This is a genomic window from Longimicrobium sp., assembly GCF_035474595.1.
Classification (GTDB): Bacteria; Gemmatimonadota; Gemmatimonadetes; order Longimicrobiales; family Longimicrobiaceae; genus Longimicrobium.
The window spans coordinates 1-26,525 of the sequence record NZ_DATIND010000116.1 but is presented as its reverse complement, the minus strand read 5'-3'; the positions used below and the strand labels follow the sequence as shown (position 1 = coordinate 26,525).

Annotated in this window: 21 protein-coding genes; 5 read left to right on the top strand and 16 right to left on the bottom strand. The window is 71.1% G+C overall.

Annotated elements, in window-relative coordinates; all coding sequences use genetic code 11:
- Positions 1 to 115 precede the first annotated feature (115 nt).
- On the top strand, positions 116 to 2,026 hold the full coding sequence (locus VLK66_RS20835) for an NBR1-Ig-like domain-containing protein (RefSeq protein WP_325311407.1): 1,911 nt from the start codon (positions 116 to 118) through the stop codon (positions 2,024 to 2,026).
- A gap of 144 nt (positions 2,027 to 2,170) precedes the next feature.
- Here the strand turns inward: VLK66_RS20835 and VLK66_RS20830 are convergent, their stop codons facing one another.
- A complete protein-coding gene (locus tag VLK66_RS20830) occupies positions 2,171 to 3,265 on the bottom strand; it encodes a multicopper oxidase domain-containing protein (RefSeq protein ID WP_325311406.1) in 1,095 nt (364 codons plus the stop codon).
- A gap of 464 nt (positions 3,266 to 3,729) precedes the next feature.
- Between VLK66_RS20830 and VLK66_RS20825 the strand changes: the two genes are divergently transcribed.
- Complete coding sequence (locus VLK66_RS20825) at positions 3,730 to 4,662, top strand: carbon-nitrogen hydrolase (RefSeq protein WP_325311405.1); 933 nt, start codon at positions 3,730 to 3,732, stop codon at positions 4,660 to 4,662.
- Positions 4,662 to 5,726 carry an agmatine deiminase family protein gene (locus tag VLK66_RS20820; protein WP_325311404.1) on the top strand — a complete coding sequence of 355 codons (1,065 nt, stop codon included), beginning with the start codon at positions 4,662 to 4,664 and terminating at the stop codon, positions 5,724 to 5,726. Before VLK66_RS20825 ends, VLK66_RS20820 begins: the two co-directional genes overlap by 1 nt.
- Positions 5,727 to 5,969: 243 nt before the next feature.
- Here VLK66_RS20820 and cysW read toward each other — a convergent pair whose 3' ends face one another.
- From cysW to metH, 11 genes are all read right to left on the bottom strand, one after another.
- On the bottom strand, positions 5,970 to 6,836 hold the full coding sequence (gene cysW / locus VLK66_RS20815; RefSeq protein ID WP_349260526.1) for a sulfate ABC transporter permease subunit CysW: 867 nt from the start codon (positions 6,834 to 6,836) through the stop codon (positions 5,970 to 5,972).
- A gap of 305 nt (positions 6,837 to 7,141) precedes the next feature.
- A complete protein-coding gene (gene cysT / locus VLK66_RS20810) occupies positions 7,142 to 8,035 on the bottom strand; it encodes a sulfate ABC transporter permease subunit CysT (RefSeq protein ID WP_325311402.1) in 894 nt (297 codons plus the stop codon).
- Between the two features lie 122 nt (positions 8,036 to 8,157).
- Positions 8,158 to 9,159, bottom strand: coding sequence for a sulfate ABC transporter substrate-binding protein (locus VLK66_RS20805; protein WP_325311401.1), 1,002 nt, complete (start codon positions 9,157 to 9,159; stop codon positions 8,158 to 8,160).
- A 40-nt stretch (positions 9,160 to 9,199) separates the two neighbouring features.
- The gene (locus VLK66_RS20800) at positions 9,200 to 10,630 is read right to left on the bottom strand and encodes an OprO/OprP family phosphate-selective porin (RefSeq protein WP_325311400.1); all 1,431 of its coding nucleotides are present in this window, start codon (positions 10,628 to 10,630) and stop codon (positions 9,200 to 9,202) included.
- A gap of 259 nt (positions 10,631 to 10,889) precedes the next feature.
- Positions 10,890 to 11,078 carry a YezD family protein gene (locus tag VLK66_RS20795; protein WP_325311399.1) on the bottom strand — a complete coding sequence of 63 codons (189 nt, stop codon included), beginning with the start codon at positions 11,076 to 11,078 and terminating at the stop codon, positions 10,890 to 10,892.
- Positions 11,075 to 12,184, bottom strand: coding sequence for a sulfate/molybdate ABC transporter ATP-binding protein (locus VLK66_RS20790; RefSeq protein ID WP_325311398.1), 1,110 nt, complete (start codon positions 12,182 to 12,184; stop codon positions 11,075 to 11,077). Before VLK66_RS20790 ends, VLK66_RS20795 begins: the two co-directional genes overlap by 4 nt.
- A 352-nt stretch (positions 12,185 to 12,536) precedes the next feature.
- Positions 12,537 to 12,902, bottom strand: a complete 366-nt coding sequence (locus VLK66_RS20785) for a HigA family addiction module antitoxin (protein ID WP_325311397.1) — start codon at positions 12,900 to 12,902, stop codon at positions 12,537 to 12,539.
- 10 nt (positions 12,903 to 12,912) lie between these two features.
- On the bottom strand, positions 12,913 to 13,206 hold the full coding sequence (locus tag VLK66_RS20780; protein WP_325311396.1) for a type II toxin-antitoxin system RelE/ParE family toxin: 294 nt from the start codon (positions 13,204 to 13,206) through the stop codon (positions 12,913 to 12,915).
- A 104-nt stretch (positions 13,207 to 13,310) separates the two neighbouring features.
- Positions 13,311 to 15,221: a bifunctional homocysteine S-methyltransferase/methylenetetrahydrofolate reductase gene (locus tag VLK66_RS20775; protein WP_325311395.1), complete on the bottom strand. Its 1,911-nt coding sequence runs from the start codon at positions 15,219 to 15,221 to the stop codon at positions 13,311 to 13,313.
- Between the two features lie 43 nt (positions 15,222 to 15,264).
- Positions 15,265 to 15,636 (bottom strand): hypothetical protein, encoded by a 372-nt coding sequence (locus tag VLK66_RS20770; protein ID WP_325311394.1) that lies wholly within the window; start codon positions 15,634 to 15,636, stop codon positions 15,265 to 15,267.
- A gap of 519 nt (positions 15,637 to 16,155) precedes the next feature.
- Positions 16,156 to 19,626 carry a methionine synthase gene (metH, locus tag VLK66_RS20765; protein ID WP_325311393.1) on the bottom strand — a complete coding sequence of 1,157 codons (3,471 nt, stop codon included), beginning with the start codon at positions 19,624 to 19,626 and terminating at the stop codon, positions 16,156 to 16,158.
- 321 nt (positions 19,627 to 19,947) lie between these two features.
- On the opposite strand from metH, the gene VLK66_RS20760 reads away from it, so the two are divergent.
- Positions 19,948 to 20,127, top strand: coding sequence for a hypothetical protein (locus tag VLK66_RS20760; RefSeq protein ID WP_325311392.1), 180 nt, complete (start codon positions 19,948 to 19,950; stop codon positions 20,125 to 20,127).
- A gap of 160 nt (positions 20,128 to 20,287) precedes the next feature.
- On the opposite strand, the gene VLK66_RS20755 is transcribed toward VLK66_RS20760, so the two are convergent.
- The 4 genes from VLK66_RS20755 to alr form a co-directional block, all read right to left on the bottom strand.
- A complete protein-coding gene (locus VLK66_RS20755; protein WP_325311391.1) occupies positions 20,288 to 21,907 on the bottom strand; it encodes a S41 family peptidase in 1,620 nt (539 codons plus the stop codon).
- Between the two features lie 559 nt (positions 21,908 to 22,466).
- On the bottom strand, positions 22,467 to 23,630 hold the full coding sequence (locus VLK66_RS20750; RefSeq protein WP_325311390.1) for a hypothetical protein: 1,164 nt from the start codon (positions 23,628 to 23,630) through the stop codon (positions 22,467 to 22,469).
- Positions 23,627 to 24,916: a hypothetical protein gene (locus VLK66_RS20745; RefSeq protein ID WP_325311389.1), complete on the bottom strand. Its 1,290-nt coding sequence runs from the start codon at positions 24,914 to 24,916 to the stop codon at positions 23,627 to 23,629. The genes VLK66_RS20750 and VLK66_RS20745 overlap by 4 nt, the downstream gene beginning before the upstream one ends.
- Before the next feature lie 12 nt (positions 24,917 to 24,928).
- Positions 24,929 to 26,092, bottom strand: a complete 1,164-nt coding sequence (alr, locus tag VLK66_RS20740; protein WP_325311388.1) for an alanine racemase — start codon at positions 26,090 to 26,092, stop codon at positions 24,929 to 24,931.
- 23 nt (positions 26,093 to 26,115) lie between these two features.
- On the opposite strand from alr, the gene VLK66_RS20735 reads away from it, so the two are divergent.
- Positions 26,116 to 26,525: MazG nucleotide pyrophosphohydrolase domain-containing protein (locus VLK66_RS20735; protein ID WP_325311387.1), on the top strand; the 410-nt coding region annotated here is incomplete at its 3' end.

The following is a 26,525-nucleotide window of genomic DNA, read 5'->3' as shown; positions in this document are numbered from 1 at the left end:
CTCATTTACAGGCGCGACAAGGATTGCCAGGGCGGTCGTGCGTGGGAATGGGCGGGGGTCTAAAGCGTCTCTAAAGAAGCCGAATCATCCGTTCCGCGCGCCCTCCTGAAGTGCGATGCCTCTGTTCCTGCACACCTTCGGCACCCCCGCCCTCCGCGGCGAGCACGGCGATGTCCGCCTGAACGCGAAGGAACTCGCGCTCCTCGTCTACCTGCGAGTCACGGCCCGTGCGCACACGCGGGGCGCACTCGGGCGGCTGCTGTGGTCCAACATCTCGATCGGCCGGAACAATTCCGTCAACACCGCCATCTCGGCGCTCCGGCGTTCGCTCCCGGAAGGGGCAATTCCGCCCGGCGCCGATCCGGTGATGCTGGCAGGAGACCTCGCGTGCGACGCCGACGCGGTGTTGGCGGACGCTGCTGTGGGTGACTCGGCGGCATTCAGCCGCGCACTGGAGGCGCACCGGGCGCCGTTCCTCGATGGCTTTGAGTTCCGGCTCGGCGAAGGTGCCGAGAGCTTTCTCGCCTGGATGGAGGAGCGTCGCGCCGGCTTCTCCACCGGGTTGCAGCGGGGGCTGGAGGAGCACCTCGCCGCCGCGTCATCCACAAGGGACTGGAGCCGGGTACGCGAGCTCGCACGGAAGGGCCGCGAGTCGCTGCCCGGATGGACGGGGGACGAGGAGTGGACCAGCCGGGCGAAACAGGCCCGGGTAAGCGCCCGAATCCCTCGGCTGGGGATGGCGTTGGCCGCCTGCGGAGTGGGAATCATGCTGCTGACGGGGCCAGGAACGCCGGGCGCGGCCTCTACCTGCCGGCCCGGCGAGGCGCGCGCCCAACTGGTGCGGCAGACCTATCCGGCAGAGGCGAACCTGGCGATACGCACGGGCGAGCGGTACACACCCACCTGGTACCTGAGGAACGTAGGCACCTGCGCCTGGGGCGCGGGGGCACGGGTGGTCCGCGTCCGCGCCTTCGGCCCGGCGCAGCTCAGCTCGAATATCGCGGCTCGAATTGGCCACGTGGTGCAGCCGGGAGGCGTGGCGGAGGTGGGGATCGGCCTACGCGGGCCCAAGCCGGCGGGCCGTTACGGCGAAGACTGGGTGCTTCAGGACGGGTTCGCGAAACCCGTGAGCATTGCGGAGGGCGCGGCGCTGCACGTGCGTTTCCAGGTGCTCCCACCCCGGCTGCCGGTGTGTCGCGCAGGTGAGGTTGTGGCCGAACTGCTGGCACAGAGTCATCCGCGGCGCGATACGCGGGTCCGTCCCGGAGAACGTATCCCGGTGAGCTGGTCGATCGCGAACCGGGGAGAATGCGTCTGGGATTCGTCGGTGGCGCTGCGCTTCCGCAGCGCCAGCGGTCCCAGGCTGAGCGACAGCACTTTGTCTGTCATTCGTGTGGAGGAGCCCGTGCTGCCGTCGTTCGGATATGCTTTCCACGTCTCGATGCAGGCGCCCGGTCCGGATGGCTCGTACCTCGAAGCGTGGGAGCTGACCGGCCCGGACGGTGGCGTGGTGCGTGTCTCGGACGAGCCGGGTGTGGACATTCGGCTGATCGTGTCGCGGGAGGGTGAAATCCGTGCATCCGCAGCCGAGTGCGCGCCCGGGGAAGAGGTGGTGACGTTCATGAACACCGAATCCGTCGTGGACGGTTCCACGGTGTCGCCGGGCGCGTGGATCCCGAAGGAGTGGACGCTGCTGAACCGAGGCGACTGCACCTGGCCGAAGGGCGCACTCCGCCTGACGGGTGTGCGATCCGATCCGGAGTTTGCCAACCGTTCGCTTCCGCAAGCCGTCACGGGCCGGCCGGTACCTCCACAGGGGACGTACACCTTCCGTGCTCCCTTCAGAGGGCCGTCAATACCGGGTCATTATCGCGTTCACTGGCAGATGTACAACAACGCGGGTGACAGCGTCCGGATCTCCCGGACATATACGATCTGGGCCGACTTCGACGTCCGCGGCGGTACCGGGGCGAACCTTGAGGGCGGATCGACTCCACGATCTGCCGCCGGAGGAAGCCGGCCCTGATCGGCTGGCAATGCACAACCGTCGCGCCTTTAATCTGATCGGTCCAATGCATGGCTGAGTTCTCCGCGCCTCCGCGTCTCCGCGTGAGACCAACGAACGTGTCGGCCGCGCGCCGCCGGTTCGGCGTGGCCGATGTGTCCCCCGTTACGACTGCACGACGAGGATCCCGATGGCGCCCTTCTGGCCGTGGCCGAAGCCGTGGTTCACGAACGGGAACTCGCCCGGTATGTCGCAGTCCAGCTCGAACACCATCCCCCCGCCCGGCGGCACGGAGAAGGTCTGCACGCCGCGCAGCGGATTTCCCGGCGGCGCGCCCAGGTACACCACGTCGAACTGCTCGCCCACGATGTGGAAGTTGCACGGGTGCGTGGGCCCCGCGCTCACCACGTGGAAGCGCACGCGGTCGCCCTTCTGCACCACGATGGGCTCGGCCTGGTACTGCCCCGCGATCCCGTTGAAGCACACGTAGTCGGGCATGGTGGACATCATCCGCTGGTAATCCAGCGTGGGGTGTCCCGCCCCGTCCTTGCCCACGTAGAACTCGCTCTGCACCAGCACGAACTCCTTCGCCGGCGGCAGAGGCGAGGGCGGATCGACGATGATGGCGCCGTACATCCCCGAGCCGATGTGCAGCAGCACCGGCTGGGTGCCGCAGTGGTACATGAACGCGCCCGCGTACTTCGGCGTGAAGCTGAACTGCACCTGCTGGCCGGGAACGATGGAGCGGAAGGCCTCCTTCGGGTTGACCTGCGCGGCGTGGAAGTCCATGGAGTGCGGCAGCTTTCCCTGGTTGGTCAGGGTGAAGTTGACCGTCTGCCCCTGGCGGACGTGCACCACCGGGCCGGGAACGGTGCCGTTGAAGGTCCACGCGGGCACCACCACGTCGCGGGCGATGTGCAGGTTCAGCTCGCGCACGGTCATCTGCAGGTTCACCACGGCGCCGGGCGCCACCGGCGGGAGCGTGGGATCGTACCGGCGGTACGCCGCGTCGGGCTTCAGCGCGGGCTGCCCCTGCGAGGGCGGCTGCGTGCCGGCGCCCGCGGCGTCGTCGTTGTTCACCGGGCCGCCGGGGTGCTGCGCGTGCGCGGTGGTGTCGGCCTGGCCGGCCGCGGGCCTCTCATCCTCGCGCGCGCAGCCGGCCAGCACGCCGGTGGCGGTGCCGAGCAGCGCCGCGCGCTGAAGGAACGAACGGCGGTCGGTGGTCTCGTCCAGACCGGGGAACGGGAGCGTGACGTTCATCTGCATCCTGGGTTCGCGGGTGATCCCGGGTTCGGGCCACGGGCGCCGGAAGATGCGTGCCCATCCCCATCACCCCCGGCCCGTTTCGTCACCTTCCGTCCCATCGCCAGGCATCCCGGGAGATCAACGAACGCGTCGGCCGCGCGCCGCCGGTTCGGCGTGGCCGATGTGAAGTCCGCGAAGGCGGACTGCGTGCCGTTGTAGCCGCGACTTGAGTCGCATTTTCGCGCCACCATCATCTCGCCCCCCGGCGTCCTTCTCTCCCGCACTTCCGCACACCCGCACTCCCGCACTCCCGCACTCCCGCACCCCCGCACTCCCGCACCCCCGCACCCCCGCACTCCCGCACTCCCGCACTCCCGCACTTCCGCGGACGCGTGCTTGCATCACGGGGGCGCGCGGCGGAGATTGCCGCGCCCGTCGCCGCCGGGGCGACGCATCCTCATCATCCGGGTTGGGAAGAGATGTCCAGCAAACCGTACAAGATCGGGCTCGTCCAGCTTGCCGTGGGGGCCGACAAGGAGGCCACCGTCAGCGCGCACGAGCAGGCCATCCGCGACGCGGCGGCCCAGGGCGCGCAGGTCATCTGCCTGCAGGAGCTGTTCGACGCGCCCTACTTCTGCAAGGTGACCGACGCCGAGCGCTTCAACCTGGCCGAGCCCATGCCCGGCCCCACCACCGAGCGGATGCAGCGCCTGGCGAAGGAGCTGGGCGTGGTCATCATCGTGCCCATGTTCGAGAAGCGCGGCCCCGGCGTCTACCACAACTCCGCCGCCGTCGTCGACGCGGACGGGGCGATGCTCGGCATCTACCGGAAGATGCACATCCCCGACGACCCGCTCTACTACGAGAAGTACTACTTCATCCCCGGCGAGGTCTACCAGCACGGCGAGTCGCGGCCGGCCGACGACGTGGGACCCGGCCCACGCGGCTTTCGCGTCTTCGACACGAAGTTCGGGCGCATCGGCGTGCTGATCTGCTGGGACCAGTGGTACCCCGAGGCGGCGCGCATCACCGCGCTGATGGGGGCGCAGGTGCTGTTCTATCCCACCGCCATCGGCTGGCACCCGGCCGAGAAGGAGGAGTGGGCGGTGCCGCAGGCCGACGCGTGGCGCACCATCCAGCGCGGCCATGCCATCGCCAACGGCGTGTACGTGGCCGCGGCCAACCGCGTGGGCTTCGAGCCGGAGCCGGGGACCGACGGGATCGAGTTCTTCGGCCACTCCTTCATCTCCGACCCCTTCGGCCGGATCATCGCCGAGGCGGGGACGGACCCGGCCATCCTGGTGGCCGAGGTCGATCCCGACCGCATCGAGTACACGCGCCGCAACTGGCCCTTCCTGCGCGACCGCCGCATCGACGCGTACGGCCCCATCCTCAACCGCTACATCGGGTGATGGCGATGGCGCGGCGGCGCTGGCCGGCGGAGTGGGAGCGGCACGATGCGACGTGGGTGGGATGGCCGCACCATCGCCCCGACTGGCCGGGGAAGTTCGAGCCGATCCCTTGGGTCTACGCGGAGATCGTCCGCGTGCTGCACGCCCACGAGCCCGTCCACATCCTCTGCAACGGGGAGGAGACGCGGGAGGAGGCGATCGCCGCGTTGACGTCGCACGACGTCGACCTCGGCCGCGTGACGCTGCACCTGGTCCCCACCGACCGCGTGTGGCTGCGCGACTCGGGGCCGACGGGCGTGTACGGTGCGGACGGGTTCGAATGGGTGAGCTGGGCCTTCAACGCGTGGGCCAAGTATGACAACTACGCGGCGGACGAGAAGATCTCGCGCACCGTGGCCGAGCTGAGCGGCCACCCGGCCGTCGAGGCGATGCGGCCGGACGGCGGCGGGCGACTGGTGCTGGAGGGAGGGGGGATCGAAACCGACGGCGCCGGGACGATGCTGGTGACGGAGGAGTGGCTCCTCTCCGACGTGCAGGTGCGCAACAAGGGGATGGGGCGCGAAGACTACGAGCGAGCCTTCGCGGAGTACCTGGGGATCGGGCGGACGGTCTGGCTGGGCGAGGGCTGCGTGGGCGACGACACGCACGGCCACGTGGACGACATTGCGCGCTTCGTCGACGCGCACACCGTCGTCCTGGCGTACGAGCCGGACCCGGCGGACGAGAACCACCGGCGCATGGAAGACAACCTCCGCCGCCTGGAGCATGCGGCGAAGGACCATCCCGGCGGGCTGCGCATCGTGAAGCTGCCGTATCCCCGGCCGGTGATCATGGACGGCGAGCGGCTGCCGGCCAGCTACGCCAACTTCTACATGGCCAACGGGGTGGTGATCGTCCCCACCTTCAACGACCGCAACGACCGCATCGCCCTGAACACCCTGGCCGAGCTCTTCCCCGGCCGCGAGGTCGTCGGCATCCACGCCGTGGACCTCGTCTGGGGATTGGGCACCCTCCACTGCCTCACCCAGCAGCAGCCGGCGGCCGTCGTGTCCGGCAACTCCTAAGGGGAGATGGAGACGGAAGAAGGGCCCTACCGGCGGCTGAAGCCGCAGCAACAACCACGGGAAGCCTCGCAAACTGCGCGAGGCTGTTCGGCCAGGTTCGGCGGGGGGAGGCGAAATTCGAGGCCTTCTGGCGGCTTGCTACGAGCGGAGTTGCCAGGGTGGGAGTCCGCGAAGGCGCCGCGAAGGCGGACTTCGGGCCGTTGTTGCCGCGATTTCAATCGCCCTTCCCAGGTCTTCCGAGCCTCATTCCTCCCGCAGCCCGATGCGCCGGCCGGCGACCTGCTTCAGCACCAGCGTAAGCAGCGCGAGCATGGTCAGCAGCGAGGCCACGGCGAAGGCGGCGGCGGAGTTATACTCGTTGTACAGGATCTCCACGTGCAGCGGGATGGTGGCGGTGACGCCGCGGATCTTCCCCGAAACCACGGAGACGGCGCCGAACTCGCCCATGGCGCGGGCGTTCAGCACGATGACGCCGTACAGCAGCCCCCAGCGCAGGTTGGGGAGCGACACCCGCCAGAACGTCTGCCAGCCGCCCGCGCCCAGGATCAGGCTGGCCTCCTCCTCCTCGCTCCCCTGCGACTGCATCAGCGGGATCAGCTCGCGCGCCACGAACGGGAAGGTGACGAAGAGCGTGGCCAGCACGATCCCCGGCACGGCGAAGATGACGTGCAGGTCGTGCGCGTCCAGCCACGGCCCCATCCAGCCGTGCAGCCCGAACAGCAGCACGAAGATGAGCCCCGACACCACCGGCGATACCGCGAACGGCAGATCGATGAGTGTGATCAGCACGCTCTTGCCGCGGAACTCGAACTTGGCGATCGCCCACGCGGCCGCCACCCCGAACACCAGGTTCACCGGCACCGCGATCGCCGCCACCAGCAGCGTCAGCTTCACCGCCGCGAGCGCGTCCGGGTCGCGGATCGCGGCGAGATAGGCCGAGCCGCCCTCCTTCAGCGCGCCCGCCAGCACCGCCACCAGCGGCAGCACCAGGAACACGCCCACGAACGCCAGCGAAACGCCGATCAGCGCGCGCCGCACCCAGGCCGGCTCGGCCGCGGCGCGCGAGGCGGGCAGGGCATCCGCGCGCGCGGCGGAGATCGCGATGGTCATCATGTCAGAATCGTCTCCCGTGCTCCCGTAGATCTCTCGCGCCAAACCCCACCGGCGTCCTCCTGAGTCGTCCCCGCGCTGCGAGTCGACTCCGCAGCCGGAACCAGCTTCCGAGCCGAACAGCCTCGCGCAGTTTGCGAGGCTTCCCGTGGTTGTTGCTGCGACTTCAGTCGCCGGTGCGGGGGCCAGCCCGCGAGCTGTCAATCAGTCCAGCCACACATTCAGCACTCAGCACTCAGCACCCAGCACTCAGCACTCAGCACTCAGCACTCAGCACTCAGCACTCAGCACTTGGGACTTGGGACTTATCCCTTCTCCAACCCCGCCCGCCGCCGGTTCGTCCACCACTGCAGCCCGTTCACCAGCAGAAGCAGCCCGAACGACAGCATCAGCATCACCGCCGCGATTGCCGTCGCCCCCGCGTAGTCGTACTGCTCCAGGCGGGTGACCACGAGCAGCGGCGCGATCTCCGTCTTCATGGGCAGGTTGCCGGAGATGAACACCACCGAGCCATACTCCCCCGCGCCGCGCGCGAACGCCAGCGCGAAGCCGGTGAGCAGCGCCGGCAGCAGCTCGGGCAGCACCACGCCGCGCACGCTCTGCCAGCGCGTGGCGCCCAGGCACGCGGCGGCCTCCTCGCGTTCGGGGCCCAGGTCCTCCAGCACCGGCTGGACGGTGCGCACCACGAAGGGCAGGCCGATGAACACCAGCGCCACCACAATCCCCAGCCGCGTGAACGCCACGTCCACACCCAGGCCGTGCAGCGGCCGGCCCAGCCAGCCGTTCTTGGCGAACAGCGCCGTCAGCGTGATCCCCGCCACCGCCGTGGGGAGGGCGAACGGGAGGTCCACCAGCGCGTCCACCAGCCCACGGCCGGGAAAGCGGTAGCGGACCAGCACCCACGCCAGCACGCACCCGAAGGCGACGTTCACCAGCGCCGCCGCGAACGCCGCCCCGAAGCTCAGCGCGTACGCCGCCACCACCCGCGGCTCGGTCACCGTCCCCCAGAACCGCTCCCACGAGAGCGTGGCCGAGCGCAGGAAGAGCGCGGCCAGGGGAAGGAGCACCAGCACCCCCAGGTACGCCAGCGTCATCCCCATCGACAAGCCGAACCCGGGGAGCACGCCCCGCCGTCGCCGCCGCAGCGGCATCACCATCGTCGCCATCTCCATCGCCTCTCTTGGTTCGTAGCCGATCATCCTCCGCCGCCTCTTGATTGCCCCACCCGGACGCTGCGGAGACGCTGTTGACTCACTCCCCGGCCCTCCGCGTCTCCGCGTCTCCGCGTGAGATCAGCCGGGATTGGCCGCGCGCGGAAGCCTCAGTGCGGACGGTAGATCTGGTCGAACACGCCGCCGTCGGCGAAGTGCGTGCGCTGCGCGGCGGCCCAGCCGCCGAACACCTCGGCCACCGTGAAGAGCCGCACCTGCGGGAACTGGCCCGCGTGGCGCGCCGCCACCGCCCCCGAGCGCGGCCGGTAGAACCACCTCGCCGCGATCTCCTGCCCCTCGTCGGAGTACAGCCAGTTCAGGTACGCCTGCGCCACCGCGCGCGTCCCGCGCCGGTCCACCACGCGGTCCACGATGGCCACCGGCGGCTCGGCCAGGATGCTGAGCGAGGGGACCACGATCTCGAAATCGGCCCCGTTCTCCTTTCGCGCCAGCAGCGCCTCGTTCTCCCACGCGATCAGCACGTCGCCGATGCCGCGCTCCACGAACGTCGTGGTCGCCCCGCGCGCGCCGGTGTCCAGCACGGGCACGTTGCGGAAGAGCCGGGTGACGAAGTCGCGCGCCTTCGCCGCGTCGTTGCCGTTCGCGCGCAGCGCCCATCCCCACGCCGCCAGGTAGTTCCAGCGCGCGCCGCCCGACGTCTTGGGATTGGGGGTGATGACGGAGACGCCGGGCCGCACCAGGTCGCCCCAGTCGCGGATGCGCCTGGGGTTTCCCTTGCGGACCAGGAAGACGATGGTGGAGGTGTACGGCGCGCTGTTGTCGGGGAGGCGCGCCTGCCAGTTGGCGGGGATGAGCCGCGCCTGCGCCAGCGCGTCCACGTCCCATCCCAGCGCCAGCGTCACCACGTCGGCCTGCAGCCCGTCCAGCACCGCGCGGGCTTGCGAGCCGGAGCCGCCGTGCGACTGGCGGACGGTCACCGCCTGTCCGGTGCGCGCGCGCCAGAAGCGGGCGAACGCGGCGTTGTACTCCTGGTACAGCTCGCGCGTGGGGTCGTAGCTCACGTTCAGCAGCGTCACCGCGCGTCCCTGCGCGCGCGCCGCGCCCGCTACCGCCAGCAGCGCGGCGGCCAGGGCGAAGGATCGAAATCGCATACGAAGATTCACGTCCGGGTTCGAGATCGGGTTCGTGGGGTCAGAAGGCGAGCTGCAGGCGGGTGAGGATCCCCTCCTCGGCCTGCCGGTCGCCGCCGTCCGCCGCGCCGCCGCGGAAGCGGGTGCGGCCGTAGTCCAGCGTCACCTTCACGTTGCGGTTCAGGTACCAGTTGGCGCCCACCGCCCACTCCCGCGCCGCGCGCGCCGACCGCGCCGGGTCGGCGAAGAGCGGGAAAGCGTGGGGATCGGCCTCCAGCGCACTGAGCCGCGCGGTCAACTCGATCGCCCCGGGCGCGTGCTTCGACGGATCGAACGCCTGCCGCGGCCGCACCCCGGCGAACGACGCGTCCTCGCCGGTGAGGACGTATCCCGCCGCCACCTGCCACGCCCGGCTGGTGAGCCGCGCGGCCGAGGTGTCGCGCCGCACCTGCTGCCGCGAGGTCACGTGCTCGGCCAGCACGCCCAGCGGGCCGCGGTAGAAGAAGGCCTGCGGCGAGATGCGGTCATGCGCGCCGCCGGCGATCGCCGTTCCCGCCGCCTGGCCGTTGGCGCGCCAGGCAAAGAACGTCTGCTGCCCGGGCGATTTGTAGGACGCCAGCCCCGGCGCCGCCGCGCTCCCCCGCTCGCTTCCGTGCGAGGCCGCCACGCCGAAGCCCCAGCCGCGCAGGAAGCCGCTGGGCCGGTTGCGGAACGGCTGCGCGAACACGCGCCCTGCCACCTCCTTGCGCCCGTCCGCGTCCAGATCGCCGCTGGCGCCGTCCGCCACGCCGTTGAACACCCCCGCCGCGTAGGAGACGGCGCCACCACCGACATCGCCCCAGAGCTGCACGCCGACGTCGCGGTTGGGGACGAGCGCGGTGGGGAGCGCGCGCTCCACGAACGCCAGCGCCGTCGCCGACTGCAGCCGCTCCAGCCCGATGGGCGGCTTGAACTTTCCCGTGCGGACGCGCAGGAAGGGGAAGAGGCGCGCGTCCAGATACGCGTCCTGCACCAGCACCTTCCCCTCGCCGAAGTCCGCCATCAGCCGGAAGCCGTAGTGGCGCGCCACGGTGCCCTCCAGGATGGGGCGGACGCGGCGCAACTCCAGCGTGCTGGCGGACTTTGCCGCGCCCTGCACGAAGAAGCGACCGTCGCTGTGCACGTAGCCGCGGAAGCTCACCGCGTACGCGCCGTCCGCCGAGCGGAACTGCACCCCTTCCGGCCCGGCGGTGAGGGTGGAGGCCGATGCCTTCGCCGCCGCGGCGGCCTCGTGGTCCAGCTCCAGCCGCCGCTCCAGGATGCGGACGCGCTGCTCCAGCTCCTCCACGTGGCGCGCGGCGGTGTCGCCCGGCTCCGCCGTGTCCGCGGGCGCCGCGGCGGGCCCCTCCGCCGGCGGCGACGCGGACGCGCCCTGCGCCGCCGCGCCTCCTGGCACCAGCGCGAGCGCCGCCCACAGCGCGGCCGCCCCCGCGAATGTTCGGTTCCTGCGCATCTCGCTCTCTCCTGCCGCGGGAACCTCCGGCGGTCCGGTCGGGTCGCGTCACGTGGTATCGGTGGATGTTTCCGTCCGCCTCCGGTCATCCGGCCGGCGTGATCTCGTCGTGCGCTTGGGATCAGGGAGATGGAGATTCCGTCATCCCCCGCTCTTCATCTTCATCCCCTTTCCCAATCTCCACTCAGCACTCAGCACTCAGCACTCAGCACTCAGCACTTAGGACTCAGGACTTAGGACTTAGGACTTATATTAGGACTCAGGACTTCGTGACTCGCACCTTCTCCGTCCGCTCGATCTGCACGACCCGCGAATCGTGGATCGTGATCTGGACCGTGCCGAAGCGGATGGCGCGCACCGCCTCGAGGATCATCTCGTCGACCGTCGGAACGGGTTGCGGATTGCCGTCGCGGACCGCGCGCAGGGCGGAGGTGGCGGGCGGGCTCATGCGGGCTGCCCCCAGAGCGAAAGGCGGCGCGGCGCGGCGGGCTCCGCGGGGATGTCGGGCTCCGGCGCGATCTCGCTTCCCTCGACCGGGTAGGCGCGGACGTGGGTGGCCTCGACGGCCACGCGCGCGCCCGGCTCGATCCCCGCCAGCAGCGAGCTGCGCCGCGGGAACTGCGCGAAGAGCGGCCCCGCGCCGTCGATGGTCGTCTCGACCCGCACCCGGTCGCCCAGCGGCACCACGCGGCGGACCGTGGCCACGCCGTCGTCGGCGCGCCAGAACTTCAGGTCGTACGAGCGGATGACCAGGCGCACCCGCGCGTGGCCGTTGGGGTGGGGCAGGGGAATGCGGAGCGCGCCGACCGTGGCCACGTGGTTGCGCGCGTCGGCTTCCAGCACGTTCACGTCGCCGATGAAGCGGGCCACGAACTCCGATCGCGGGTCGTCCAGGATCTCCTGCGGCGAGCCGGCCTGCTCCAGCCGCCCGCCCTGGATCACCACCACGCGGTCGGCCAGCGAGAACGCCTCTTCCTGGTCGTGCGTCACGAAGATCGAGGTGACGCCCACCTCGTCGTGCAGCCTCCGCAGCCATGCGCGCAGCTCTTCGCGCACCCGCGCGTCCACAGCGGCGAACGGCTCGTCGAGGAGAAGGAGCCGCGGGCGCGGGGCCAGCGACCGGGCTAGGGCCACGCGCTGCCGCTGCCCGCCCGAGAGCTGGCCGGGCATCCGCCGCTCCAGCCCCGACAGCCCCATGATCGACACCAGCTCGGCCACCCGCTCGCGCCTCTCCGCCCTGCCGACGCGCTGCACCTTCAGCCCGTAGCCGATGTTCTCCTCCACGCTCATGTGGCGGAACAGCGCGTAGTGCTGGAAGACGAACCCCACGCGGCGGTGCTGCGGCGGCACGTGGTCCACCCGCTCGCCGTCCAGCCACACCGAGCCGCGGTCCGCCGTCTCCAGCCCGGCCACGATGCGCAGCAGCGTGCTCTTGCCGCCGCCTGAGGGGCCCAGCAGCGCCACCAGCTCGCCCGTGGCCACCTCGAAGCTCACGTCGTCCACCGCGGTGAACGCGCCGAAGCGGCGGGTGACGCCCTGCACTCGGATTCCCACTTTCCGACTCTCCTTTGCGAACGGGACCGCAGATGGGATGGAGGGAGACGAAAAACGCCGCCCCGGCTGGAAAGCCGGGGCGGCGTGGTCCGATTCGTATCCCTGCTAGCGCGCGGGCGTCACCTCACCCCGCTGGATACCACGGCTCTCCGGACCCGCTTCCCGGCACTGGGAGGGGGGCCGAACAACACATCGCGGCGCAGCGGAAGGTGGAACGCACGATTCGGGTCCTGGTGTGGAGCGTGTGACCGCAACCTGATTCAAAGGGTAATCACCCTCCCGCGGGGCGTCAATGCCCGAGGTACGAAGTGCGGATGGGTGACGCGAACGGGCACGGAGAGCGCCCGACGCGTCAGCTCGCCTTCCGCACGGGCTCGGGCTCGGCCTCGACGTCGTCGACCGGTACGATCTGCTCGAGGTCCGCATCCGCGGCGCGGAAGGCGTCCCAGTAGTCGTGCGCGAGCTGCATCTTGATCCACATCCCCGGGCTCTGGCGGAACAGCTTCGCCAGCCGCAACGCCAGTTCCGGCGTCACCGGCACGCGCTCCGCGAGCAGTTCCTCGACCACTGCCAGCGGCACCCGCAGCCGCGCCGCGAACTCCTCGGCCGACCACCCGTAATCGGGCAGATAGTCCTCCCGCAACATTTCGCCCGGATGAGGCGACGGACCGTGGGTTGGCACCCGGATGAGAAGGTCCTGCGGGCTGAACCCATGCATCCGCAGCGGCTCAGTGGTAGTCCGTGATCTCGACATCTTCAGCTCCAGATTCGGTCCACCGGAAGCACACGCGGTACTGGTCGTTGATTCGGATCGCGTGCTGTCCGACGCGCTCGCGCCGGAGAGGATGGAGCCGGTTTCCAAGCGGTGTCTTGAGCTTGGCGAGCGATTCGGCCGCGTCCACCGCGGCCAGCTTTCGCCGCGCGACAGGCCACATGTCCGGAGGGCAGAGATTCCGCGCCTGCTGCGAGTCCACCTGTCTGAAGATGTCCTCGGTGCCGCGGTTTCGGAAGCTGATGATCACGGATGGGATTCATTCCGGGCTGCCGTTTGGGTTCACGCGGCCGGAATGCTATCCACGCATCCGTGAAAGTGCAAACAATGGACAAGAATGGACGAGCGCCGCCGTCACACCACCGCGGCCGTCACCTCCGTCGTCGCCGCGGCATCCGGCGCCGCCTGCGGCTCGCGGCCGGGGAGCACCTCGAACACCTTCAGCGCCAGCGGCACGCGCCCGAACGGGGCGCTCACCTGCACACCCTGGATCATCCCCAGCGCGTCGCGGAGCATCTCCTGCGCGACCATGGTGCCCTCCAGCGTCCCCTGCTCCTTCCCCTCGGCGCTCGCGCGGCGCATCCGCTCCAGCACCCCCTCGGGCACGACCACGCCGGGGACCTCGTTGGCCAGGAACTCGGCGTTGCGCGCCGACACCAGCGGCCACACGCCCGCGATCACGGGAATCCTGATCCCCTCGCGCTCGATGTGGTTCACGAAGCGCTCCAGCTGGCGCAGGTCGAACACCGGCTGGGTGATGCAGTACTCCGCGCCCGCGTCCACCTTCCAGTAGAAGCGCCGCATCTCGTGCTCGAAGTCCTCGGCGCCGGGGTTCACGCCCACGCCGACGACGAACGAGGTGGGCTCGCCCAGCACGTTGCCGCCGGGGTCCAGCCCGCGGTTCAGCCGCGCCGCCAGGTTGGTCAGCCCGATCGCGTCGATGTCGAAGACCGCGGTCGCGTCCGGGTACGGGCCCATCTTGGGCGGGTCGCCGGTGATGAACAGCATGTTCCGCAGCCCCAGCGCCTGCGCGCCGAGGAGGTCGCTGAGCATCCCCAGCAGGTTGCGGTCGCGGCAGCAGTAGTGGATCACCGGCTCGATCCCCACGCGCTGGTGGATGAGCAGCGCCGTGGCCAGCGCCCCCATGCGGCTCTGCGCGCGCGGGCCGTCGGGCACGTTCACCCCGTCGACCCCCGCCTCCTTCAGCAGCCGCACCCCTTCCAGCATCGGCTCGGGATTGGTCCCCCGCGGCGGCACGATCTCCACCGTGGTCAGGAACTCGCCGCGGGCGAGCTTGGCGCCCCAGCTGGAGCGCTCCGCCAGCGGCACCGGCTCGAACGCCGTGCCGTCCGTCTCGCCGCCGCCCACGAACACGCGCGGCTGCTGCACGGGCGAGAGCATGCGCAGCGCCCCACAGATGCGCGCGACGTGCTCCGGCGTGGTCCCGCAGCACCCGCCCACGAAGCGCACGCCCTTGCGGATCATCCGCGCGGCATACGTCGCCATGTACTCGGGGCTGGCCATGTAGATGGTGCGCCCGTCCACGTCGCGCGGGAGGCCGGCGTTGGGCTGCATGGAGATGGGGCGCGTGGTGGCCGCCACCAGCCGCTCGGCCACGTTCAGCATCGCGTTGGGCCCCACCGAGCAGTTGAGCCCGACCACGTCGGCACCCAGCTCGTCCAGCCGCTCCACCAGCACGGCGGCCTCGGTGCCGAACGGCGTGCGCCCGTCCTCGCGGATCACCATCTGCGCGACCACGGGGAGGTCGGAGACGTCGCGGACGCCCAGCAGCGCCTGCTCGATCTCGTCCAGGTCGCTGAAGGTTTCCAGGACGAACAGGTCCACGCCGCCGGCCGCCAGCGCCGCCGCCTGCTCGCGGAAGAAGCCGCGCGCCTCGGCGACGGAAGTGGGCCCGTACGGCTCGATGCGCATCCCCAGCGGCCCCATCGCGCCGGCCACGCAGGCGCGGTCGCCGGCGGCCGCGCGGGCCACCTGGGCGGCCCTGAGGTTGATCTCCTCCAGCCGGTCTTCCAGCCCGTGGCGCGCCAGCTTGGGGCGGTTGCCGCCGTAGCTGTTCGTCTCCAGGATCTCGGCGCCGGCCTTCACGTAGGCGCGGTGGATGTCGCGCACCAGGTCCGGCTGGCTGACGTTCAGCTCGTCGTAGCAGCGGTTGATGTAGACGCCCTTGCCGTACAGCATGGTGCCCATGGCACCGTCGAACAGGTGCGGGCGTCCGTCGGCCAGCAGCTCGCGAAAGTCGGGCATGGCGTGCGATCCGTGTCAGGTCGCGCGCCACGTCCGGGCGCGCTCAGAATGAAATGGCGGGGGAGAGCTTCACGTCCCCCTTCCCGGCGCCGGGCTGGATCCACAGCATCCGGCCGGCGGCGTCGATCCCCAGCTCCGTCTCGCCCTTCTGGGGCGTGCAGCCGTGGCGGCCGGGGTAGATCCAGCGCTGGCGCGTGCCGCGGCGCAGCTGCGCCATCACCGAGTCGGTGTCGGACTCGCTCAGCTCGCCGCGGACGTGCTCCATCGCCCCCGGCGGGCAGCGGGTGGGGCGCGGCCCCAGCGTGCGCAGCACCAGCGCGGTGTCGGCCCGTGCCGGCAGGGCCCCGGCGGCGCGGCGGCGCCGGTTGTCGGGCGAGAAGTACAGCGCCACGGCCACGGCGATCAGCCCGAGCACCAGGATGAGCAGGCTCAGCCGCCGCGACCCGGGCTTGTGCGTCTTCAGCGCCCGGTCGATGGAGTCGTACGCTGCGGCGATGCGGTCCTCCTGCGCGGCGGTGGCGCGGTGCGGGTGGGCGGTTTCGCGGACGCCGCCCCCGCTGCAGGATTGGCGCCGGAATGCTCATCCCCGATCACCGCCCATCCCCATCGCCATCCCACCCCATCCCCCAAATCCCATCTCCCAATCCGCATACTCGACGTCCCAACTCGACATCCCACAGCCCAACCGTGCGGGCCGAACCACCGGAGCGGATCCGCCGCGCCCGTGCAGCCCTCACCCGGCTCGCCCAGGCTCGCCACCCTCTCCCGACAGCAGGAGAGGGTTGGCCGGGGTTCAGGCTTCGCCGCGCAACCTCACCTCGCCCGCACCTCAGCCACTCTCGAGCCGGGATGCCGCGGCCGCAGTCCCGCAGGGACTTTGTGCGGTTGTTGCCCCCGAATTCATTCGGGGGTGGGGGGTGAAAGCCAGCCCCTCTCACCCCGCCGAGAAGTACTTCGCCGCCGGGTGATGCACCACCATCGCGGCCGTGCTCTGCTCGGGATCGAGCTGCCACGCGCTGGTCAGCCCCACGCCAATGGTCTCCTTCACCGGAAGGATGCCGAACAGCACCTCGTGCTGCTCGATGTCAGGGCACGCGGGGTACCCCCAGCTGTAGCGCAGCCCGCGCGGCTCGGCGAGCCCCAGCTCGCTGCGCACGCGGCGGTTGATGTACTCCGCCGTCCCCTCCGCCGTCTGCACGCTGAAGCCGTGCAGGAAGTACCCCTCGGTGTAGTCGCCGCTGGCGTTGCGCCTGGCGATGAAGTCGGCCGCGCGGTCGCCGCTGGTCACCACCTGCAGCGCCAGCACGTCCCCGGGCCCGTTCCCGTTCAGCGGGCGGAAGTAGTCGGCCAGGCTCAGCTCCTCGCGGTCCTCCTGCCGCGGGAAGGAGAAGCGCCCGATCTCCTTCGCGCGGTCCGCCGGGTCGAACACCACCACGTCGTCGCCCTCGCGCCCCACGGGGAAGTAGCCGTAGATGGCCCGCGGGCGGAGCCATCCCTGCGTCCGCGCCTCCAGCGTGTAGCGCTTCAGCCGCGGCTCGAAGTCCTCGCGCAGCAGGCGCTCCCACTCCTCGCCCTTCAGGTTGCGCGCGCCCCACTGCATGCGGTACAGCGTGTTGCGGTCGATGCACTCCACCACGTCGTCCACGGGAATGGTGTCCAGCACCTTCCACCCCCAGAACGGCGGCGATGGGACGTCCGCCTCGGGCACCGTGGCCCCCGCGCGCGAGGCCGGACGCAGCTCGCCCGCGCGCGCCTTCGAGCGCGCGTACTCCTCGCTCCGGCGCACCATCGCCTCGTTGTGCTCGCGCACCCAGCTGTCGCGCTCGCCGCTCATCAGCCGGTCCATCACCGACAACCCCTCGAACGCGTCCTTGCAGTAGAACATCCCCGACGGGTACGGCTGGCCGTCGCCGATCACCGCGGCGGCGCGCACGAAGCTGGGGTTGATGGCCGCGCCGCCGACCAGGAGCGGATACTCCTTCCCGCGCCGGAACAGCTCCTGCGCGCAGAGCGGCATCTGCTTGCTGGTGGAGACGAGGAGCGCGGAAAGGCCGATGGCGTCGGCGCCCACCTCGTCGGCCTTCTCGATGATGGTGTTCACCGGCACCTGCTTCCCCAGGTCGAACACCGTGTAGCCGTTGTTGGTGAGGATGGTGTTCACCAGGCTCTTGCCGATGTCGTGCACGTCACCGTACACGGTCGCCAGCACCACCTTCCCCTTGGTCTGCCCCTCGGTCTTCTCGAGATAGTTCTCCAGCCGCGCCACCGCCTTCTTCATCACCTCGGCGCTCTGGAGGACGAAGGGGAGGATGAGCTCGCCGGCGCCGAACTTGTCGCCCACCTCCTTCATCGCCGGGAGCAGCACGTCGTTCAGCACGGGCACGGCGCCCAGCTTCTCCACGGCGGCGTCGATCAGCTCCTCGACCCCGTCCTTCTTGCGGTGCAGGATCTTCCAGTGCAGCGCCGCCTCGGGCGTCATCTCCGCGGTGGGGTCCGCCGAGCTCTCCTGCTCGACCGACGCGCTCTCGAAGCGGGCGATGTACGCGGCCAGCGGGTCGTGCGTCTCCGTGCGCCGGTCGAAGATCAGGTCGTCGGCCAGCTTGCGGTCGTCCGAGTCGATCTCGAAGTACGGCTTCACGTGGGCCGGGTTGATGATCCCCGTGTCCAGCCCTGCCTCCACGCAGTGATGGAGGAAGACCGAGTTCAGCACCGTGCGCGCGTGCGGCTGCAGCCCGAACGAGACGTTGGACACGCCCAGCGTGGTCAGCACGCCCGGCAGTTCGCGCTTGATGGCGCGGATCCCCTCGATGGTCTCCAGCGCGCTGCGGCGGAACTCCTCGTCGCCGGTGGACAGCGTGAAGGTCAGCGCGTCGAAGATCAGCGCGTCCGGCGCCAGCCCGTACTCCTGCGTGGCGATCTCGTGGATCTTCCGCGCGACGGCCAGCTTGGTCTCGGCCGTCTTCGCCATCCCGCCGAGATCCTTGTCGATCGTAAGGGCGATGACGGCGGCGCCGTGCGCGGCGACGAGGGGGAGGACGGCGTCCACGCGCTCACGGCCGTTCTCCAGGTTGATGGAGTTCACGATCGGCCGCCCGGGCGACTGCTCCAGCGCCGCCTTCAGCACGTCGGCCTCGGTGCTGTCGAAGCAGAGCGGCGCGTCCACCCCCTGCGACAGGAGCTTGACGACCGTGCGCATCTGCGCCGCCTCGTCCTGCCGCTCGGTGAGCGCCACGCAGACGTCCAGCACGTGCGCGCCGCTCTCCGTCTGCTCGCGCCCGACTTCCAGCACGCCGTCGTAGTCGTCGGCCAGCAGGAAGCGCTTCACCTTGCGGCTCCCCTGCGCGTTCACCCTCTCGCCGATCATGGTGGGCGCGGGGATCTGCACCAGGTCGGTCGCGCGGATGGCCGAGGAGAGACGGGGGACGTAGTCGACCTCGCGCTGCTTCGGCTTCAGCGGGCGCACGGCCTCTACCAGGCGGCGGATGTGCTCGGCGTTGGTCCCGCAGCACCCGCCCACGATGGAGACGCCGAACTCCTCCACGAACTCGCGCATCTGCGCGGCGAAGGGGTCGGCCTCGAGCGGGTAGACGGCGCACCCCGCCTCGTTGTGCGGGATCCCCGCGTTGGGGATGCAGGAGATGGGAAGCCGGCTGTTCTCGCCCAGGAAGCGCACGGCCTGCCGCATGTGCTCGGGGCCGGTGGAGCAGTTCAGCCCGATGACGTCGGCCCGCAGCGCCTCGAGCGTGACCATCGCCGCGCCGATGTCGGTGCCCAGCAGCATGCGCCCCGATGTGTCCAGCGTCACCTGCACCTGCAGGGCGACCGGGCGGCCGGCCTCGCGGATGGCCTCGCGGCACCCGAACACCGCCGCCTTCACCTCCAGGATGTCCTGGCTGGTCTCGATCAGCAGCACGTCCACGCCGCCCTCGATCAGCGCCCGCGCCTGCTCGGCGAAGACGGGGACCAGTTCGCCGAAGGTGATGTTGCCCAGCGTGGGGTCCGACGCCGAGGGAAGGAACCCGCTGGGACCGATGGAGCCGGCCACGAAGCGCGGCCGCCCGTCCGCCGCGAAGCGGTCGGCCACGCGCCGGGCCAGCGAGGCGGCGGCCACGTTGATCTCGCGGACCTCGTCCTCCAGCCCGTACTCGCGGAGGGTGATGCGGTTGGAGCGGAAGGTGTCCGTCTCCAGCACGTCGCACCCGGCCTCCATGTAGCCGGAGTGGATCTCCTCGATCACCTGCGGCCTGGAGATGACGAGGTAGTCGTTGCACCCCTCAAGGCGCTCGCCCCCGAAGTCGGCGGCGGTCAGGTCGTAGCGCTGGATGGAGGTGCCCATGGCACCGTCGAACACGAGCACGCGCTCGCGGAGCGCGGACAGGTACGGGCTGGTCGTCTGGTCGGACATCGGCGTTCGGATCTTTCTCGAATACAAAAAGCCCCGCGACTCGATCCGAGTGCGGGGATGGTGGGCCCGGTTTGTTCCGGCTCCGGGCTGATCCCGACTCTTTAGCGTTTTTTTATCGAGGTCGCAAGCGGTCGCAAATCCATCCTCGGCACGCGGGAGCATGCACCGTCGAATCTATCCCGAATTCCTTCCGGCGCAACCCCGCGCATCTTCCCGCGTCCCCAGCCACCCGGAGATCCAGCGATGCGGGGGAGTCGCGGGCACGGCACCTGCTACCTCGCGCCAGTCCTTTTCATCCTCGCAAACCTGGAGATCCGACCGATGCACAAGCTGAAGCTGGACGTGGAGAGCCTGGCCGTGGAGTCGTTCGAGGCCGCCGCGGAGGCCGCGAGCCCCGGCACCGTCCACGCGCTCGAGGCCGAGCCCACGCCCCTCGTGAAGACGCTGCCGCTCTCCAACTGCGTCTACTCCGCCTGCGCGACCTGCGGCATCTACTGCTGAAGACGAGGGGCGCGCGGCGAAGCTTCGTTGCGCGCCCTCCGCGTCTCCGCGTGAGATCCCGCGAGGCCCAGGAGACGCGACAGCAGACGGGCGGGCTCGCATCCTCGCGAGCCCGCCCGTGTCGTTCCGTACTTCCGTACTCTCGTACTTCCGTACTTTCTTACTGCCCCGTCGCCACCCGCTGCCGCGCCTGCGCCTGCTCGGCGGCGCGGAAGAGCGCCGCCTGGTTGGGCGAAGCCTGCAGGAGGCGCACGGCCTCCTGCAGCGCCTTGTCGTCCACGTCGTTGCGCTGCGCCGCCGCCGACTGGCCGAAGCGCGAGACCGCGATCTGGTTGGCCAGCTGCCGGTCCACCCAGCGCTGCGCGCCGGCGTACTGCTCGGGGGTGATCTCCACCCCGGCGGCGCGCAGCCGGGTGAACAGCTCCTGGCGCATCTGCGGCGTCACGGGGAAGCTCGGCTGCAGGTTGGGCATGCGGCGCTCGTACTCCAGCGCGTAGCGCATCACCACGCTGTTGTACACCGACGCCTTCCTGGACACCGCGGTGATGAAGGCGCGCTCGGCCAGCGTGGTGGTATCGCGCACCGTGAGGTCCGGCACGATGCCGCCGCCGCCCATCACCGTGCGCCCGCTGTCGGTGCGGTACGCCCGCCGCCGCGTGGTGTCGGCCGCCGCCGACGCGCTGTCGGCGTCCGCGTCGGCCTCGGTCTGGCCGGGGCGGTACGGCTTCTGGATGGAGCGCCCCGACGGCGTGTACCACTTGCCGGTGGTCAGCTTCAGGAAGTTGCCGCCCGACAGCCGGTAGACCGACTGCACCGAGCCCTTGCCGTAGCTGGTGGTGCCGATCACCAGCGCGCGGTCGTGGTCCTGCAGTGCGCCCGAGACGATCTCGGCGGCGCTGGCGCTGTAGGCGTCCACCAGCACCACCATGGGCAGGTCGACTGCCTCGTCGCTGCTGGCGCGATAGGTCTCGCTCTCCATCGGGTTGCGGTAGCGCGTCTCCACGATGCTCTGGCCGCGGCGCAGGAACAGGTCCGACACGGCCACGCCCTGGTCCAGCAGCCCGCCGGGGTTGCCGCGCAGGTCCAGGACCAGCTTGCGCGCGCCCTGCTGCTTCAGCCGCTCGATGGCGGCGCGCAGCTCGTCGGTCGAGGTCTGCGAGAACACCAGCAGGTCCACGTACCCCACGCCGGGCGCCGCCATGTAGGCGTACGGCACCGAGTGCAGGTGGATCTCCTCGCGGTTGATGGTGAAGTGCAGCGGCTGGTCCACCCCCACGCGGCGCACGGTGAGGTTCACCGGGGTGCCGATGGCGCCGCGCAGCGCCTTCACCGCGAAGTCTTCGTTCCACCCCTTGGCGTCCTTGCCGTCGATCTCGACCAGCATGTCGCCCACGCGGATGCCGGCGCGCTCGGCCGGGGTGCCGGGGAGCACGCTCACGGCGGTGATGTACCCCTCGCGCGGGGCGAGCTGGATCCCCAGGCCGCCGTACTCGCCGCTGGTCTGCAGGTGAAGCTGCGCGTACTCGTCGGCGGTCATGAAGACGGTGTGGGGGTCGCCCAGCTGCCCCAGCATCCCCTCGATCGCCTTCTGGTACAGGTCGCCCTCGGCGTGCTCGTCCACGTAGCGCGTTTCCACGTAGTGCAGCACCTCGTCGAAGAGCTGCGCACGCTGGAACACGCTCTGCTGGCCGGTCACCCCGCGCTGCAGCAGCCAGCCGCCCGACACCAGGGCGACGCCGGCCACCAGGGCGGGCGCAACGACGGTACGCTTGAGCTTCATCAGGCCTCCGGAAGGTCACGCATTGCGGGGGCGCCGTCCCCGGTGTGTGGACGGGGCGGCGCGGCTGGTGCTTGATAAACCCGCGTGGCGCAAAAGGTTTCGCGGCTTCGCGCCCGAGCGGCAAGGAACGGGCCCCCGACGGGCTTCCTGAACTGCGACGGCGGACGGCCGGATGGGGGGATACGGCGCGTCCGCTCCGACGGGGGGCTCCGAGGCGGGTCCGCGGCCCCCGTGGGGCCCTCCCCCGCGGCTGGGGCCGCGTACTCCCTCCCGATAACGGGCCCCGATAACGGGAGGGGGTAACTTCGACCGCGGCGCGCAGGTGGTGGCGCACTCGTCGGCGTCCGCTCGGCGCGTGGCCCTCGCCGGGCATCGTGGCCCAGCCCGGATGCATCCCTGCCGATCTCGACGGTATATCGGAAGATTGCCTCACCCGCGCCATACGACAATCCCCCTGACCCGATCTCCGGGCAGGGGGATTGTCATCATCTCACGATCCGCGTCTCGATCAACCGATGCCGTTACCAGGCACTCGGCGCTTGGCACTCGGCACTTCTTCCTATCGCCCGAGCACCTGGACCGAGAACGCGAACCGCCAGTACGGCTCGTCGATCCCCGCCGCGGTCCCGCCGCGCCATCCGCGCTCGCCGCCGATGTCGATGGCGGCGCCGCGCCCCGCGAAGCGCCACCCCAGCCCGGCGGTGATCGCCCGCTCGTTCGGGAACGCCGGGTCGGTGCCGGTCCAGCGGAAGGGGAGCTGCGCGTAGCGCCCGCCCACCCGCAGCGGCAGCACCTTGCGGAAGAGCTGGAACCCCGTGTACTCCACGCCCGCGGAGACGCTGGACGCGTCGCGCGCGCCGCCGGTGGCCGAGAGGTCGCCGTCCAGCGCGCTCCACCGGGCCCAGTGCCCCGAGGCCACGATCATCGTGCGCCCGCCCAGCAGCGTGCTGGCGCCGGCGTCCACGGTCAGCGGGTTGGCGTAGTCCTTCCGCTCGGTGCCCGTGCTGTCGGAGCTGGCGCGCACGTGCCCGCCCCCGTGCACCGCCGCCGACAGGCTGAGGTTGGTGAGCGGCTGGAAGCGCACCCCGCCACCCACCTGCACGCCGGTGTAGGTGTAGGTCACCGCGCTGGTCACCGACTCCAGCCCGGTGATGGTGCGCACCACGCTGTCGTTGGCCGCGCCGGTGAACACGTCGAGCGACGCGCCCACCGAGATCTTCTCGTTCAGCCGGTACCCCACGCCGCCCTGGAAGCGCGCCACCCCGCCGGCCGAGATGAAGCGGTCGTTCACCGCCGTGCGCCCGGTGCTCAGGGTGATGGAGTCGTCGCGGGCCACCTGCCAGTGCTGGTCCAGGTACGAGCCGTATCCCAGCTGCAGCGCCAGGCGGCCGGAAACCGGGAACACGCCCAGCAGCTGCGGGAAGCGCGCGGTGCTCCCCGAGGTCCGCTCGGCGCCCGCGGTGGCGTCGTAGTGGTCGTTCTGCAGCGTCACGATGAACGACGGTGCAGGGATCCCCGCGGCCGAGGCCGGGTTCACCAGCGACGGGAACGGGTCCGACAGCCCGGTGGTGACCCCGCCCAGCCCGCGCGACCGCGCGTCGATGGGCTCCAGCGGGTACCCCAGGCCGCGGCTGGCCAGCAGGCTCTGCCCGGCGGCGGGCCCCGCGATGACGGCGGCGAGCAGGGCCGCCGGGGCGGCCCCTCGCAGTAGCGTGCGAATCATGGAAGCTGGGGACGGGTGGGCAGCGTGTACACGATGCGCAGCCGCGGCAGCGCGTCGAAGCGCGAAAGCCCGAAGCTGCGGAAGCTGGCGCCGCTCACCGGGGGCGTCTGCCCCAGCAGCGCGAACGACAGCTGCAGCGAGTCCAGCTGCGCGCGCTGGCGGGCCAGCAGCGTGATGGGCAGCTCCACCACCGTGTCGGCGACCAGCTGGTTGACGAACGAGTTCTGCGCCAGGTCGGCGTCGATCGCCAGCTGCTGCAGCGGCGCGCGCCGCCCCAGCTCGGGCTCGTCGACCGTCCACAGCGTGAGGGTGACCGGCCGCAGCGGGTCGAACCCGGCGGGCGACGGCAGCGGCTTCAGCAGCAGCGACACCCGGTTCAGCTGCACGTCCTTCAGCCGCACCGTGGCGCACGCCGTGGGGCCCGCGCAGCCGGGAAGCGGCTGGTCCAGGTCCACGCTGAACAGCGTCCGCGCCGCGGTCACCCCGCCGGCCAGCCAGCTTCCCGCCGGCGTGGGCGGCTGGGGGGTGAACACGAAGGCCTGCTCGCTGGCGTTCACGTTCACCGTGATGGTGGTGTCGCGCACCGCGTTGCTGGGGCGCGCCGCCAGCCGCAGCACCGTGCTGGCGATCTGCAGCCGCTTCCCGCTGTTCACCGCCAGCAGCACCCCGGGAAACGAGTCCGGCCGGATGCGCGCCGCCGTGGCCGAGTCCAGCGCGATGACCACCGAGTCGCCCGCGGCGTGCGTGTAGGTACCCTGGCCCAGCAGCGCGCCGACCGTGCCGCCGGGCTGCGTCCACAGCACCCTGGTGCTGTCGGTGTTGAACGCCGAGTCCCAGGTGGCGGTCAGCGCGTCGTAGCGCTGGGCCAGCTCGAACGCCTGGATGGTGGTGCTCCCGGCCAGCGCGCTGCCCAGCGTGTCGATGGTCAGCACCAGCCGGGCGCTCCGCACGCCGAACAGCGTGTCGGTCTTGCTGGAGCCGTCCTGGCTGAAGACCAGCGAGTCGGGAAAGCCGAACCGGTCCAGCGCGTGCGCGTTCAGCACGCCCTGGTACTGGTTGGCCACCAGCTGCTCGGGAAAGGTGTGCCCGCTCTCGAAGCCCGCGAACGAGCCGATGGTCTGCAGGAACTGCGAGGCGGGGATGATCGCCTCGAGGGTCACCGGCCGGCCGCCGCCCGGAAAGAACTCGTCGCCCGACAGGGTGGGCGTGGTGTCCTTGCAGGCAGCCGCCGCCAGCAGCGGAAGGAGCGCGAGCACGGCCCGCGCGCGGACGTTCAGGAACGGCATTCGGTGCTGCGTCTAAGGTTTTGGCCCGGGCCCGTCGCGGTACACGCGCGGCAGGCGCGGGCCCAGCCCGGTCAGGATCTCGTAGCTGATGGTGCCCACACGGGCGGCCACCTCGTCCACCCGGATCTCGTCGTCTCCATCGCGGCCGACCAGCGTCGCCACGTCGCCGGCGGAAACCCCGGGGACGCCGGTCACGTCGACCACGGTCACGTCCATCGAGATGCGGCCGATCACCGGCACGCGGCGCCCGTGGAGCAGCGCCTCACCGCCCGCGGTGGCCAGCGCGCGCCGGAGCCCGTCGCCGTAGCCGATGGCCAGCGTGGCCCAGCGCTCCGGCCCACGCGAGCGGTACGTGGCGCCGTAGCCCACCGTGGCCCCCGGCGGCGCGTCGGCCACCCGCACCACGCGGGCGCGGACAGAGGCGACGGGCGCCGGATGCGTCTCCACCCCGGCCTGGCCGCCGTAGAGGAAGATCCCCGGGCGCACCAGGTCCATCCCGAACCCGCCCCGGCGGAGCGCCGCCGCGCTGTTGGCGCAGTGGACCACCCTCCGGGGCGCGCCTTCCGGCTCCGGCGGAAGCTCCGCCAGCGCCGCCCGGAACAGGCGGACCTGGGCCTCGGTGGGGCCCAGGTCCGGCTCGTCCGCGGAATGGAAGTGCGTAAAACACCCTTCCCATGCGATAAGATCCCCCGACCGCTCCGCGACCGCGGGGCCCCATTCGCCCGCGGCGCCGGCGGGGAGCCCCGCGCGCCCCATCCCCGTGTCGATCTCGGTGTGGAAGCTCACGCTCCGGCCGGTGTCGCGCGCCGCCGCGGCCCAGCGGTCCAGCGCGTCGAGCGCGGAGATGGAAAGGGTGAGGCCGGCCAGCGCCGCGCGCCGCTCCTCGCCGGGGGCCACGGGGGCGCAGACCAGCACGCGCCCCGCCCACCCCAGCGCGCGGAGCGCCTCGCCTTCGCTGACGGCGGCCACGCCGATGGCCCAGGGGCCGTCGGGCGCGAATTCGGCCAGGACGGCGCGGAGCACCTGCGCGGCGCCCAGGCCGTAGGCGTCGGCCTTCAGCATGGGAACGACGCCCGCGCCGGGCGCGGCGTTCCGCACCTGGCGCAGGTTCTCCCCCAGCGCGCCCAGGTCCACCTCGACCCAGGCCCTCGAAACCGCGGTTGACGGATCGGACACGACACCGGTATTCTAGGCCGCCTGTGAACCCGTCGCAAGCCGAAAACCCGCCTCCCGGGCCGCACTCCGGCGGCACGCTGGACCGCGCCCTGGCGCTGGCCGCGTTCCTCCGCGCCCGCTGCCCGTGGGACGCGGCGCAGACGCCGCTCTCGCTGCAGCCCTACCTGCTCGAGGAAGCGCACGAGGCCGCCCGCGCCATCGCGGCCGGCGACGCCGCCTCGCTGCGTGACGAGCTGGGCGACCTGCTGCTGAACGTGGCCTTCCAGGTCGTGATGGCGGAGGAGGCGGGCGCCTTCGGCCGCGACGACGTGGTGCGCGCCGTCGAGCAAAAGATGCGCCGGAGGCACCCGCACCTCTACGGCGGCGAGCGGGAAGAGTGGGCGGCCATCAAGGCGCGCGAGCGGGCCGGGCGCGGAGATCCGGACTCGATCCT